Annotated in this window: 16 protein-coding genes and 1 pseudogene; all 17 read left to right on the forward strand. The window is 66.0% G+C overall.

All coding sequences use genetic code 11. The features are described from left to right. Positions 1-3: 3 nt before the first annotated feature. Positions 4-906 carry a LysR substrate-binding domain-containing protein gene (locus tag BMY71_RS13030; protein ID WP_092684253.1) on the forward strand — a complete coding sequence of 301 codons (903 nt, stop codon included), beginning with the start codon at positions 4-6 and terminating at the stop codon, positions 904-906. Between the two features lie 146 nt (positions 907-1,052). Continuing rightward, positions 1,053-2,171 carry a 4-oxalomesaconate tautomerase gene (locus BMY71_RS13035; protein WP_092684255.1) on the forward strand — a complete coding sequence of 373 codons (1,119 nt, stop codon included), beginning with the start codon at positions 1,053-1,055 and terminating at the stop codon, positions 2,169-2,171. A 9-nt stretch (positions 2,172-2,180) separates the two neighbouring features. Beyond that, a complete protein-coding gene (locus BMY71_RS13040; RefSeq protein ID WP_092684257.1) occupies positions 2,181-3,209 on the forward strand; it encodes an amidohydrolase family protein in 1,029 nt (342 codons plus the stop codon). A 14-nt stretch (positions 3,210-3,223) separates the two neighbouring features. Next, the gene (gene ligK / locus BMY71_RS13045) at positions 3,224-3,919 is read left to right on the forward strand and encodes a 4-carboxy-4-hydroxy-2-oxoadipate aldolase/oxaloacetate decarboxylase (RefSeq protein ID WP_092684259.1); all 696 of its coding nucleotides are present in this window, start codon (positions 3,224-3,226) and stop codon (positions 3,917-3,919) included. Continuing rightward, a pseudogene (locus tag BMY71_RS24405) lies at positions 3,919-4,047 on the forward strand (NAD(P)-dependent oxidoreductase); the annotation flags it as partial. The gene ligK and the pseudogene BMY71_RS24405, both read left to right, overlap by 1 nt. A gap of 259 nt (positions 4,048-4,306) precedes the next feature. After that, positions 4,307-5,224 carry an amidohydrolase family protein gene (locus BMY71_RS13055; protein ID WP_092684263.1) on the forward strand — a complete coding sequence of 306 codons (918 nt, stop codon included), beginning with the start codon at positions 4,307-4,309 and terminating at the stop codon, positions 5,222-5,224. 61 nt (positions 5,225-5,285) lie between these two features. Continuing rightward, positions 5,286-5,675 carry a protocatechuate 4,5-dioxygenase subunit alpha gene (gene ligA / locus BMY71_RS13060; protein ID WP_092684264.1) on the forward strand — a complete coding sequence of 130 codons (390 nt, stop codon included), beginning with the start codon at positions 5,286-5,288 and terminating at the stop codon, positions 5,673-5,675. Next, positions 5,675-6,529 (forward strand): class III extradiol dioxygenase subunit beta, encoded by an 855-nt coding sequence (locus BMY71_RS13065; protein WP_092684266.1) that lies wholly within the window; start codon positions 5,675-5,677, stop codon positions 6,527-6,529. The genes ligA and BMY71_RS13065 overlap by 1 nt, the downstream gene beginning before the upstream one ends. Before the next feature lies 1 nt (position 6,530). After that, positions 6,531-7,490, forward strand: coding sequence for a Gfo/Idh/MocA family oxidoreductase (locus BMY71_RS13070; protein WP_092684268.1), 960 nt, complete (start codon positions 6,531-6,533; stop codon positions 7,488-7,490). A gap of 170 nt (positions 7,491-7,660) precedes the next feature. Further along, positions 7,661-8,083 carry a hypothetical protein gene (locus tag BMY71_RS13075; protein WP_092684270.1) on the forward strand — a complete coding sequence of 141 codons (423 nt, stop codon included), beginning with the start codon at positions 7,661-7,663 and terminating at the stop codon, positions 8,081-8,083. 100 nt (positions 8,084-8,183) lie between these two features. Next, entirely contained in the window at positions 8,184-8,603 is a 420-nt protein-coding gene (hisE, locus tag BMY71_RS13080; protein WP_011501402.1) for a phosphoribosyl-ATP diphosphatase, read from the forward strand. Positions 8,604-8,673: 70 nt separating this feature from the next. Continuing rightward, positions 8,674-9,255 carry a YqaA family protein gene (locus BMY71_RS13085; protein WP_011501401.1) on the forward strand — a complete coding sequence of 194 codons (582 nt, stop codon included), beginning with the start codon at positions 8,674-8,676 and terminating at the stop codon, positions 9,253-9,255. A 43-nt stretch (positions 9,256-9,298) separates the two neighbouring features. Next, a complete protein-coding gene (locus tag BMY71_RS13090) occupies positions 9,299-9,943 on the forward strand; it encodes a hypothetical protein (RefSeq protein ID WP_092684272.1) in 645 nt (214 codons plus the stop codon). A gap of 134 nt (positions 9,944-10,077) precedes the next feature. Then, on the forward strand, positions 10,078-11,049 hold the full coding sequence (locus BMY71_RS13095; protein ID WP_092684274.1) for an NAD(P)H-dependent flavin oxidoreductase: 972 nt from the start codon (positions 10,078-10,080) through the stop codon (positions 11,047-11,049). A 95-nt stretch (positions 11,050-11,144) separates the two neighbouring features. Then, positions 11,145-11,918 (forward strand): thioesterase family protein, encoded by a 774-nt coding sequence (locus tag BMY71_RS13100; RefSeq protein ID WP_092684276.1) that lies wholly within the window; start codon positions 11,145-11,147, stop codon positions 11,916-11,918. A gap of 252 nt (positions 11,919-12,170) precedes the next feature. Next, positions 12,171-12,410, forward strand: coding sequence for a hypothetical protein (locus tag BMY71_RS13105; RefSeq protein WP_041805694.1), 240 nt, complete (start codon positions 12,171-12,173; stop codon positions 12,408-12,410). A 147-nt stretch (positions 12,411-12,557) separates the two neighbouring features. Beyond that, positions 12,558-13,301 carry a hypothetical protein gene (locus BMY71_RS13110; protein WP_092684278.1) on the forward strand — a complete coding sequence of 248 codons (744 nt, stop codon included), beginning with the start codon at positions 12,558-12,560 and terminating at the stop codon, positions 13,299-13,301. Positions 13,302-13,388: the final 87 nt, after the last annotated feature.

Consider the following 13,388-nt stretch of genomic DNA (forward strand, 5'->3'; position numbering starts at 1 on the left):
CCGATGAATCTCAAGCAGCTCGAATATTTCATGCGGGTGGCCGAACTCGGCTCGTTCAGCAAGGCGGCGTCGATACTGGACATCGCGCAGCCCGCGCTGAGCCGCCAGGTGCGCGGGCTGGAGACCGAGCTCCAGCAGCAATTATTCCTGCGCAACGGCCGCGGCGTGGCGCTGACCGAAGCAGGACGCCGGCTGTTCGACCACAGCGTCGGCATCATGCAGATGGTGGCCCATGCGCGCGAGGATCTCGGCGCCAGCCGCGACGCGCCGATCGGCCGGGTCACGATCGGGCTGCCGCCCTCGATCGGACGCCAGCTCACGCTGCCCTTGATCGACCGTTTCAAGCGCGAACTGCCGGCGGCGCGGCTGGCGATCGTCGAAGGCCTGTCGTCGCACATCGTCGAATGGGTCACCACCGGCCGCGCCGATGTCGGCCTCGTCTATAATCCGGAGGCGCTATCCGGCATCGAGATCACGCCGCTGCTGCAGGAGCCGCTCGGCCTCGTCAGCCGCGCGCCGAAGGGCAAGCGCGGGAAAGCGGCGGGAACGCTGCCGTTGAAGGAGCTTTCGAACTATCCGCTGATCGTGCCCGAGCGCGTCCATGCGATGCGCCGGCTGCTCGAGACCCAGGCGGCGCTCGCCGGCGTCAAGCTCGATATCGCCTGGGAGGTCTCGAGCGTGCCCTCGATCATCGAGCTGGTCTGCGCCGGCTACGGCCATGCGGTGCTGACCCCGAGCGGCGTCGCGGCCTCGCCGCGCGCGGCCGAGCTGAGCGTGCGCAAGCTGATCGATCCGGCGGCGACCAGCGCGCTGTGTCTCGCAGTGTCCGCAACAAGACGGCCGACGCCGCTCGCGCAATATGCCATGCGGCTGCTCAGCGAACTGGCCCGCGGCCTGCCGAACTAACCCGGCACGACGAGCAGGCCGTGCCGGAGCGGCATGACGTCACGCGATCGCCATGCCGTAAGCCGATATCTGTTATTGAGACGCGACGGTGGCGTCGCCTCGATGCCGCCGCCACAATGGATGCAACAATCCCGGGAAGGAAACGGATGCAAACCGCGATCCCCTGCCTGTTCATGCGCGGCGGCACTTCGCGCGGCCCGTTTTTCAACGCAGCCGATCTGCCGGGCGACATCGCCACCCGCGACAAGGTGCTGCTCGCAGTGATGGGCTCGCCCGACCGCCGCCAGATCGACGGGCTCGGCGGCGCGCATCCCCTGACCAGCAAAGTCGGCATCGTCTCGAAGGGATCGAGGCCGGGCGTCGATCTCGATTTCCTGTTCGCGCAGCTGCAGCCCGACAAGGACAGCGTCGACACCACGCCGAACTGCGGCAACATGCTCGCCGCGGTGGCGCCGTTCGCCCTCGAAACCGGACTGGTGAAGCCGCAGGGCGACGCCACGACGCTGCGCGTGCTGACGCTCAACACCGACATGCAATGCGACATCACCGTGCAGACGCCGGGCGGCCACGTCGCCTATGAGGGCGACGCGCGGATCGACGGCGCGCCGGGCACGTCGGCGCCGATCAAGATCAACTTCCTCGACACCGCGGGCTCGGTCGCGCCCTCGTTGCTGCCGACCGGCCATGTCCGCGACGTCATCGACGGCGTCGAAGTGACCTGCATCGACAACGGAATGCCGCTGGTGATGTTCAAGGCCGAGGCGGTCGGCCGCACCGGCTATGAGGATGTCGCGCAGCTCAACGCCGACACTGAGCTGAAGGCGCGGCTGGAACGACTGCGGATCGCCTGCGGCCACGCGATGCAGCTCGGCGACGTCACCGCAAAGAACTATCCGAAAATGACGCTGATCGCGCCGCCGCGCGCCGGCGGCAGCATCGCGACCCGCAGCTTCATCCCGCATGTCTGCCACGACGCGATCGGCGTGCTCGCCGCCGTCACCGTCGCTACCGCCTGCGTGTTGAAAGGCTCGGTGACGCAGGGCATCGCGCAGCCCCCGGGCGGCACCATCAAGCAGATCTCGGTCGAACATCCGACCGGCGAATTCTCGGTCGAGATCGAGGTCGATCCGGCCAATCCGCAGAACGTCACCCGCGCCGCCTTGCTGCGCACGGCGCGCCTGTTGATGCGCGGCGAAGCGATGGTGCCGTCCTCGGTGTGGCGCGGCAAGCAAACAACCGCCCCGGCGCAGCGCCGCGCGGGCTAGGGACACGTCATGATCATCGATATTCACGGCCACTACACCACCGCGCCGAAGGCGCTGGAAGACTGGCGTAACCGCCAGATCGCCGGCATCAAGGACCCCTCCGCGAGGCCGAAGGCCTCGGAGCTGAAGATCAGCGACGACGAGCTGCGCGCCTCGATCATCGACAACCAGCTCAAGAAGATGCAGGAGCGCGGCAGCGACCTCACGGTGTTCTCGCCGCGCGCCTCGTTCATGGCGCACCACATCGGCGACTTCAACGTGTCGTCGACCTGGGCGGCGATCTGCAACGAGCTGTGCGCCCGCGTCGCCGCGCTGTTCCCGGACCATTTCATCGGCGCGGCGATGCTGCCGCAGTCGCCGGGCGTCGATCCGAAAACCTGCATTCCCGAGCTGGAGAAGTGCATCAAGGATTACGGCTTCGTCGCCATCAATCTCAATCCCGATCCGTCCGGCGGGCACTGGACTTCGCCGCCGCTGACGGATCGGCAGTGGTACCCGATCTACGAGAAAATGGTCGAGCTGGAGATTCCCGCGATGATCCATGTCTCGACCAGCTGCAACGCCTGCTTCCACACCACCGGCGCACATTATCTCAACGCCGACACCACCGCCTTCATGCAGTGCCTGACCGGCGACCTGTTCAGGGATTTCCCGACGCTGAAATTCGTGATCCCGCACGGCGGCGGCGCGGTGCCGTATCATTGGGGCCGGTTTCGCGGATTGGCGCAGGAGCTGAAGAAGCCGCTGCTGACGGATCACCTGCTCAACAATATCTTCTTCGACACCTGCGTGTACCACCAGCCCGGCATCGACCTGCTGACCAAGGTGATTCCGGTCGACAACGTGCTGTTCGCCTCGGAGATGATCGGCGCGGTGCGCGGCGTCGATCCGGAGACCGGGTTCTATTACGACGACACCAAGCGCTATATCGAAGCCTCGACCCAGCTGACGCCGGCCGAGAAGCAACAGATCTACGAGAGCAATGCGCGGCGGGTGTATCCACGGATGGATGCGGCGCTGAAGGCCAAAGGCAAGTGACAGGGGCAGGTAACATGACCGCGCGCATCAACGACCTCGGCATCGTCAAGCGCAACATCACCCGCGCCGACAAGGCGGCGGTTTCGATACTGTCGCGGTTCGGCGTCGCCACCGTGCACGAGGCGATGGGTCGCGTCGGACTGATGCAGCCCTATATGCGGCCGATCTATACCGGCGCGCGCGCCTGCGGCACCGCGGTCACCGTGCTGCTGCAGCCCGGCGACAACTGGATGATGCATGTCGCAGCCGAGCAGATCCAGCCGGGCGATATCGTGGTCGCGGCCTGCACGACCGAGACCACCGACGGCTTCTTCGGCGATCTGCTGGCCACCAGTTTTCGCGCCCGCGGCGCCAAAGGCCTGATCATCGACGGCGGGGTGCGCGACGTCCGCGATCTCACCGAAATGCAGTTTCCGGTGTTCGCCAAGGCGATCCACGCCAAGGGCACGGTGAAGGCGACGCTCGGCTCGGTGAATATTCCGGTGGTGTGCGCCGGCGCGCATGTGGTGCCCGGCGACGTGGTGATCGCCGACGACGACGGCGTGGTGGTGGTGCCGGCCGCGGTCGCGCAAGCCGTCGCAGACGCCGCCACGGCGCGCGAGGCCAACGAGGCCGAGAAGCGCGAGAAGCTCGCGAGCGGGGTGCTCGGCCTCGACATGTACAAGATGCGCGAGCCGCTGGAACGAGCCGGACTGAAGTACATCGACTGATGAGCAGCGATCCAACAAAGTGGCGAATCGGGCTTGTCGGCTATGGCGAGGTCGGCAAGATTCTCGCCGAGGATCTTCGCGCGCAAGGCCTCGGCGTCGCGGCCTACGATCTCAAGCTCGGCGATGAAGGTTTGTTCGGGCCGCGCGGCGCGCGGGCTTCGCCCGCAGTCCCGACTGGCGTGTCGAGGCAGACCGGATTCTGGCGAAGGTGAAGGACGGTTCGAAGAGTTAGAGGCCGCTGCGCTGGTGGCTTCCCCTCCCCCTTGCGGGGAGGGTCGGCCGAGCGAAGCGGAGGCCGGGGTGGGGTCCGCGAGTCGCAGTGCTCGGGGCCCCCCACCCCCGACCCCTCCCCGCAAGGGGGAGGGGAGAAGAAAGAGATCGCTGAGCATGCAATTCGAAAAGACGCCCGGCTGGCTCGACTGGTATCAAGGCCCCTCGAAGCCACGCTTCAAGGCGCCGGCGGGCGCCGTCGATGCGCATTGCCATGTGTTCGGGCCGGGCGCGGAGTTTCCGTTCGCGCCGGAGCGCAAATACACGCCGTGCGACGCCTCCAAACGGCAGCTCACCGCGTTGCGCGACCATCTCGGCTTCGCCCGTAACGTCGTGGTGCAGGCGACCTGCCACGGCGCCGACAACAGCGCGATGATCGACGCGCTGGTGAGTTCCGGCGGCCGCGCCCGTGGCGTCGCCACGGTGAAGCGCAGCGTCAGCGACGCCGAGTTGCAGGCGATGCACGATTCCGGGGTGCGCGGCGTGCGCTTCAATTTCGTCAAGCGGCTGGTCGACTTCACGCCGAAAGACGAGCTGGTCGAGATCGCGGAGCGCATCAAACAGCTCGGCTGGCATGTCGTGATCTATTTCGAAGCGGTCGACCTGCCGGAACTATGGGACTTTTTCACCGCGCTGCCGACCACCGTGGTGGTCGATCACATGGGGCGGCCGGATGTCACCGAGCCGGTCGACGGCGAGGAGTTCGAACTGTTCGTCAGATTGATGCGCGAGCACGGCAATGTCTGGTCCAAGGTCAGCTGCCCGGAGCGGCTGTCGGTGAGCGGGCCGCCGGCGCTGCACGGCGAGCAGCGGGCCTATCGCGACGTCGTGCCGTTCGCCCGCCGCATCGTCGAGAGTTTCCCCGATCGCGTACTGTGGGGAACCGACTGGCCGCACCCGAACCTGAAGGACCATATGCCCGACGACGGCCTGCTGGTCGACTTCATCCCGCAGATCGCGCCCACCGCGGAGCTGCAACGCAAATTGCTGGTCGACAACCCGATGCGGCTCTACTGGCCGGAGGAACAGAGCTGACGCATCCGCCGTCAATGCGAGCGCACGCGACGCCAACAAATTTTTCCAGAGGAGAAACGCCATGCCCCTCGACAAGCCCTACACCGATGTGCCCGGCACGACGATCTTCGACGCCGACATGTCGCGGCTCGGCTATCACCTGAACCAGTTCTGCATGTCGCTGATGAAGGCCGAGAACCGCGCCCGCTTCAAGGCCGACGAACGCGCCTATCTCGACGAATGGCCGATGACCGAGGAGCAGAAGCAGGCGGTGCTCGCCCGCGACCTCAACCGCTGCATCGCGCTCGGCGGCAACATCTACTTCCTCGCCAAGATCGGCGCCACCGACGGCAAGAGTTTTCAGCAGATGGCCGGCTCGATGACCGGCATGACCGAAGAGGAATATCGCAACATGATGGTCGGCGGCGGCCGCTCGGTCGAAGGCAATCGCTATGTCGGGGAGAAGAAGTAATGGCCCGCATCACTGCCAGCGTCTACACCTCGCACGTCCCCGCGATCGGCGCCGCGATCGACCTGAAAAAGACCGGCGAGGATTACTGGAAGCCGGTGTTCAAGGGCTACGAATTCTCCAAGCAGTGGCTGAAGACCGAAAAGCCGGACGTGATCTTCCTGGTGTTCAACGATCACGCCACCGCCTTCAGCCTCGATCTGATCCCGACATTTGCGATCGGCACCGCCGCCGAATACACGCCCGCCGACGAGGGCTGGGGTCCGCGCCCGGTGCCGCAAGTGATCGGCCATCCGAAGCTCGCCGGGCATATCGCGCAGTCGGTGATTCAGGACGATTTCGACCTGACCATCGTCAACAAGATGGACGTCGACCACGGCCTCACCGTGCCGCTCAGCCTGATGTGCGGCGAGCCGCAGACATGGCCCTGCCCGGTGATCCCGTTCGCGGTCAACGTCGTGCAATATCCGGCGCCGTCGGGCCGGCGCTGCTACATGCTGGGCCAGGCGATCGGCCGCGCCATCCGCTCCTATGACGAAGACCTCAACGTGCAGATCTGGGGCACCGGCGGCATGAGCCACCAGTTGCAGGGGCCGCGCGCAGGGCTGATCAACCGCGAATGGGATAATGCCTTTCTCGACCAGCTGATCGCCGATCCCGACGCGCTGTCGAGGAAGCCGCATATCGACTACGTCCGCGAGGCGGGCTCCGAAGGCATCGAACTGGTGATGTGGCTGATCGCGCGCGGCGCGATGAGCGACGTGTCCGGCGGCGCGAAGCCCAAGGTCGCGCATCGCTTCTACCACGTCCCGGCCTCGAACACCGCAGTCGGACATCTCATTCTGGAGAACGCCTGATATGGCCAAAGCGATCAAGGTCGCGCTCGCGGGTGCGGGCGCGTTCGGTATCAAACATCTCGACGGCATCAAGAACATCGACGGCGTCGAGGTGGTGTCGCTGATCGGGCGACGACTCGAGCCGACGAAGGAAATCGCCCGCAAATACGGCATCGGCCACGTCTCGACCGAGCTCGCCGATGCGCTGGCGCTCAAGCAGATCGACGCGGTCATCCTGTGCACGCCGACCCAGATGCACGCCGATCAGGGCATCGCCTGCCTGAACGCCGGCAAACATGTCCAGATCGAGATTCCACTCGCGGATTCATTGAAGGACGCGCAGGCTGTGGTCGACCTGCAGAACAAGACGGGGCTGGTGGCGATGGCCGGCCATACCCGCCGCTTCAACCCGAGCCATCAATACGTCCACAAGAAGATCGCGGCCGGCGAGCTGAACATCCAGCAGATGGACGTACAAACCTATTTCTTCCGCCGCACCAACACGAATGCACTCGGCCAGCCGCGGAGCTGGACCGACCATCTGCTGTGGCACCACGCCGCCCACACCGTAGACCTGTTCGCGTATCAGACAGGCTCGAAGATTGTTCAGGCCAACGCGGTGCAGGGCCCGATCAACCCGGCGCTCGGCATCGCCATGGATATGTCGATCCAGCTCAAGACCGAGAGCGGCGCGATCTGCACGCTGTCGCTGTCGTTCAACAATGACGGGCCGCTCGGCACTTTCTTCCGCTACATCGGCGACACCGGCACCTACATCGCCCGCTACGACGATCTGGTGAACGGCAAGGAGGAGAAGATCGACGTCTCCAAAGTCGATGTCTCGATGAACGGCATCGAGCTGCAGGACCGCGAGTTCTTCGCCGCGATCCGCGAAGGTCGCGAGCCGAACGCCAGCGTCGCTCAGGTGCTGCCGTGCTACCAGGTGCTGCACGACCTCGACCGGCAGCTTTCGAAGGGCTGAACGCCGAACGTCGGCTCAGTGAATCCGTCATGCTCGACAGAACGGCATGACGGCGGTGTGACCAGGATCACGATCGCCGACCTTGTATTTCAGCTATGGAACCTTACGTTCCTGGTGAGAGTTCTCACACGTAGGCCGTGCGCGGCCACCTGTCAGGCGGAGGTTTTCCGATGTTGAAACGTAAGATTCTGCGATCGACCGGTGCCCGAGCCATCATCATCGCGACGATCGCCGCCCTGGCGCTGCCCGCGATCGAGCCAACGGCGGCCGTCGCCGCACCGAAGCCGCAGGCCGCGGCGCCGGGCGCCTCCACCCATCACGACGTCACCGATTTCAGCGCGGCGCGTAAGCGACGCGCGGTGCGGCGCGGCGGCGGCGGTGGCAACGCCGCAGCGGCGGCCGCTTTTGCCGGCATCATCGGCACCGTCGGCGCGATCGCGGCCAGTCAGGCTCGCCGCGACTATTATTACGGCCATCATTATGGGCCACGTCCGTACGGCTATTATGGCGGCGGCCCGGGCTATATCGGCGGGCATCCCGGCTATGGCTACGGCGGCGGCTATGGCTACGGCGGAGGCTACTACGGATACTGATCCCCGACAGGTCAGGCCGCGCCCGGCGGTGCGGCCTTTCGCCCTTGCCAAGGCCCGGTGTCTTAACGCCGGCGACATTGATTTGCGTTAGGCTGACCGCATGACTGATTCGGTCGAGCGGCTTTATCAGGCGGTGCTGACGGCGCGCGATCTCGATCCTGGGACGTCGCGGACCGCCCGGTTGTTGCGTGGCGGCTCCGGCAAGATGGCCAAGAAGCTCGCCGAAGAGGCGATCGAGGTGGCGATCGACGCGGTGAATGGCGACCGCGAAGCGGTGATCCGCGAGAGCGCCGATCTGATTTACAATCTGACGGTGCTTTGGGCGTCTGCCGGGGTGCATCCCGATGACGTCTGGAACGAGATGAGCCGGCGCGAGAAGCTGTTCGGCATTGCCGAGAAGCTCCCGAAATCCACGCTGAAACTCGCTAAGCCCGCGACGTCGCGGCCCGAGCGGCGGCCGATCGCCGCAATCGATGGCCGTGCCGCGATGGAAGCCGGCACAACCTTCAAGCAGCGATGACGGCCACGCGGGTCTGTTCCGTCAGAACTGTGGCATGGACAAAACCGCCCCGGGGTGGTTGATCGCGGCCATGCTGAGACGAATCTACGACTGGTGCATCGACGCCGCCCATAAGCCCTACGCCCTCTGGATCCTGGCGATGGTCTCCTTCGCGGAGAGTTCGTTCTTCCCGATCCCGCCGGATGTGATGCTGATTCCGATGTCGCTGGCGCGACCGGAGCGCGCGTGGTTCTACGCGGCGCTGTGCACCGTGACGTCGGTCCTCGGCGGCATTGTCGGCTATGCGATCGGTGCGCTGCTTTACGACTCGGTCGGCCACTGGCTGATCCAGCTCTACGGCTATGGCGACAAGGTCGAGACCTTTCGCGCCGGCTATGCCGAATGGGGCGCCTGGATCATCCTGCTGAAGGGGCTCACGCCGATCCCCTACAAGCTCGTCACCATCACCTCGGGCTTCGCCGGCTATGACATCTGGCTGTTCATCCTGTTCTCGATCATCGCCCGCGGCGGCCGCTTCTTCGTGGTCGCGATCTTGCTCAACCGCTACGGCGTGGTGATCCGCGAGCAGATCGAGAAGCGGCTGACGATGTGGGTCACGATCGGCGCCGTCGTTCTGGTGTTCGGCTTCGTCATCGCCGTCAAACTGGTTTAGCCGGGCGAGCGGCGACGTCAGCGCAACCGCATAGGTTGACTCAATGGCTGCTCCGATCCGCCCCTGCTTCAGGAGACGATGTTTCGGCCTGACCGCGGTCGCGGTCTTAACGGCGCTTGCGACCGGATCGGCCGGCGCGCAGACCGCCGCTCCGCCGCCCGGCGCACCACAGCCGCAGCCTGCCGCGGCCCCGGCGCCACGGGAGAATCCGGGCCTCGTCAACGAAATCGGCAGGCTGCTGAAGGACCCGTCGTCACTGCTGCCCGACTTCGTCAAGCCGGATAGCAGCGCCGACAAGACGCCCGACCCCGCCCCGTCGCCGCCCGCGGCGCCCCAGCAACCCGCCGCAGCAGTACAGCCAGCGCCGCCGCCGGCCTCTGCGCCGCCGCCCAAGCAGCCCGCCGCAATCGCGCCTGCGCCACCACCGCCTCCAGCCCCATCGCAGGCTTCACCGATGATCCCGGCCATCATCAACGGCCGCGAGATCTGTCCGGCGTCCGCCAATGGCGGGGCCGACTGTGCCGCCGGGGCCGCCGTGCTGTGCCGAAGCAGGGGGTATCAGAGCGGCCGCAGCCTCGCCGTCGACGCCACCGAAAAGTGCTCGGCCAAGCTGCTGATCCCCGGTCGCGCCCGCGAACCAGGCGACTGCCGTACGGAAAATTTCGTGACGCGGGCTTGGTGCCAGTAGCGCACCGGGATTTCCGCGCGCTTGCGTTGAACAGCTGCGATTTTCCGCATCAACCGCCTTGCAGGCCGGTTCCTCACTTGCTTTTGTGTCGCCGCGGTTGCACCGCCAAACACAACAAAGAGGAGACGTCCGGAATGTCCATGCCTGCATTGTTCAAAGGCCGCCTGTCGATCCCGGTGATCGGCTCGCCGCTGTTCATCATTTCGGGGCCCGATCTGGTGATCGCGCAATGCAAAGCGGGTGTGGTCGGCTCGTTTCCCGCGCTCAATGCGCGGCCGGTGGCGATGCTCGACGAATGGCTGCATCGCATCAAGGAAGAACTCGCCGCCCACGACAAGGCGCATCCGGATCGCCCCTCGGCGCCGTTCGCCGTCAACCAGATCGTTCACAAATCCAACAACCGGCTCGACCAGGACCTCGCGCTTTGTGAGAAGCACAAGGTGCCGATGGTCATTACCTCGCTCGGCGCCCGTGAGGAGCTGAACCAGGCCGCGCATCGCTGGGGCGGCATCGTGTTCCACGACGTCATCAACCAGCGCTTCGCCCGCAAGGCGATCGAGAAGGGCGCCGACGGCCTGATCCTGGTCTCGGCCGGCGCCGGCGGACATGCCGGTACGCAATCGCCGTTCGCCTTCGTCACCGAGACGCGCAGCTGGTTCGACGGCCCGATCGCGCTGTCGGGCGCGATCGGCAATGGCCGCGCGATCCGCGCCGCCCGCGTGCTCGGCGCCGACTTCGCCTATATCGGCTCGGCCTTCATCGCGACGCAGGAAGCCAACGCGGTGCCGCGCTACAAGGACATGATCACCGCCTCCGGCGCCGACGACATCGTGTACTCCAATCTGTTCACCGGCGTGCACGGCAACTACCTGAAGCCGTCGATCGTCGCCGCCGGCATGGACCCGGACAATCTCGAACAGTCCGATCCCTCGAAGATGAATTTCGGCACCGACGAATCCGGCGAGCGCGCCAAGCCGAAGGCGTGGAAGGAAATCTGGGGCGCGGGCCAGGGCATCGGCAGCATCACCGGCGTCGTTCCGGTGGCCGAGATGGTCGCCCGCTTCAAGCAGGAATACGACGCCGCGATCGATCCGCCGCTGGCGTAGTCGCCGCACGCGAACACGGCGTCGCGACGCTCTTCCCTTCTCCCCTCGTGGGAGAAGGTCAACTCACGCTGCTGACTACTGGGTTTGGCATCACCATGGACGCGATCTACCGAATCGACGGCAATGCAATCGAGACCAGCGGCCACGCCGCCGGGCCATGGGATCCGTCGATGCAACACGGCTCGCCGCCATCGGCGCTGGTGGCGCATATCGCCGAACAGATGCCGGCGCCGGCGCCGATGCATGTGGTGCGGGTGACGGTCGACCTGCTGCGGCCGGTGCCGGTCGGGCCGCTGACCTTCGACACCGAGGTGCTGCGCGAGGGCCGCAAGATTCAGCTCTGCGCCGTCCGGCTGTTGTCGAACGGCGTGGTGGTGGTGAATGCCACGGTGCTCAAGGTCCGCAACGCGCCGCCGGATCTGCCGGATCATATCGAGCACCCTGCCCTCGACGTGCCGCTGCCCGACGACTGCCCGCCGCTCGATGTCAGCTACATCGGCAATCCGTTCGTCGGCGGCATGTCGCTGCGCAAGGTCCATGGCGGCTTCGGCTCGATCGGCCCGGGCGCGACCTGGTATCGCGCCGACCGGCCGCTGATCGAGGGCCAGCCGACCTCGCAACTGATGCGCGCGGTGATCGCCTCCGACTTCAGCAACGCGACCTCCGCGGTACTCGATTTCCGGCACTGGATCTTCATCAATGCCGATCTCAACGTGTTCCTGGCGCGCCAGCCGGTCGGCGACTGGATTCTGCTGAACTCGGAAATGTGGCTCGGCCCGGACGGCGCCGGCACCGCCTCGTCGCGGCTCGCCGACGTCCAGGGTTACTTCGGCCGCGCCATCCAGAACCTGGTGATCGAACAACGCTGAACGCCAGCGGCGTGCTCGCAAACTGTTCTGACTTATACCAAAGGCCCTAACTCTCGACCTACTCGGCATCATCCATCGAGGCTCGCTACGCTCGCATTCAGGATAACGACCGCGAGTGGAGGTCTCGGTACAAGGCCATTGGTATTAAACGCCCGTTAACCATCCCGGACCAACAATCAGGCTGCCGCGATGCGGGGCCTCGACATGTCGATGCGGCCGCGCCGGCGCCACAGCTTCGAAGTGGAGGCCGCCATGTTGCATTCGGACAAGACTGCCGCAACTCTCGATGAGATCCGGACCCGCGTGGCGCACGCGCTGCACCGGCATCCGCTGTGCCGCGACGTGCGGTTCGAGATCGTCTCGACGCCGCGCACCCGCAAGGGCGGCAACTGGACGATCACCATCCAGTCGGTGGCGCCCGACGCGCTTTGGGAAGCCTCCGAGATCGTCTCGGACATCCAGGAAGCCTACGAACTCGACGTCGCCGCCTGAGCCCCGACACCCCTGAATTCACTGCGGAACTCGCCGCTGCGCCGACCACGCGCGGCCGCAACCGACACCCGTTCCGGTGCCGGGCCATATTTCTTCTGCATTTGTAGGCGAGACGGACAGTCGTTCGTCACCGCGACGGAGATCAGCTTGACGAAAGCAGCGACCCTTCTGGCCCTGGTATGCGTCCTGATCGCGGGCGCATCCGCCGCAACGATTCTGGCGCGCGAGAGCGTGCCGGCTGCCGGCCCGGCTTTCGCCATGGCGGCGGTCGAGGGTCCGGTCGCCAACCGGGAGAGCAAGGCGGACAGGCTGGCGCGGACCTCTGCAGCAACCGCATCGACCGACGCGCAATCGGCGACGGAAGACGCCGCCCCGGCGCAGGACGACGGCCAACAGCTTGCCGCCGAGGAGCCCGCCGCGTCGCAACAGCCGGTGCAGCTCGCTTATGCCACCGACGACGTCGGTGGCCTCGCGGTCGGCGCAATGCCCGATCAGGCCGACCGGGCCGTCAATTCGGCGCCCGTGACCAAGCTTCCCCCGGTGATCGCGACCGCACCGGCGCAAAAGCCCAAGCCTGCCGCCAAGCCGAAGCCGCCCGCGCTGCTCAGCGATGTGCAGATCACCCAGATCAAGGGCCGCCTCAACCTGTCGTCGTCGCAGGAGTATTTCTGGCCCTCGGTCGAGCAGGCGCTGCGCGCGATCGGCCGCAAACTGCACGCGACGCGCGTCGCAGATAGCGGCCCGCCGCCGATCGATCCCGACAGCGCCGAAGTGCAGCAGCTGAAATACGCCGCGATGCCGCTGCTGTTCCAGCTCCGCGAAGACCAGAAGCAGGAAGTCCGCAAGCTCGCCCGCGCGATGGGCCTCGAGCAGGTCGCCCAGCAGATCTGAGCTGAGCTGGGCCGTCGTCGTTGTCGCAGCGGCTTGCCGGACGGCCAACTATCTCACGAGCGTCATCCTGAGAGCCTGCCCCGGACT

The organism is Rhodopseudomonas pseudopalustris (genome assembly GCF_900110435.1).
GTDB lineage: Bacteria > Pseudomonadota > Alphaproteobacteria > Rhizobiales > Xanthobacteraceae > Rhodopseudomonas > Rhodopseudomonas pseudopalustris.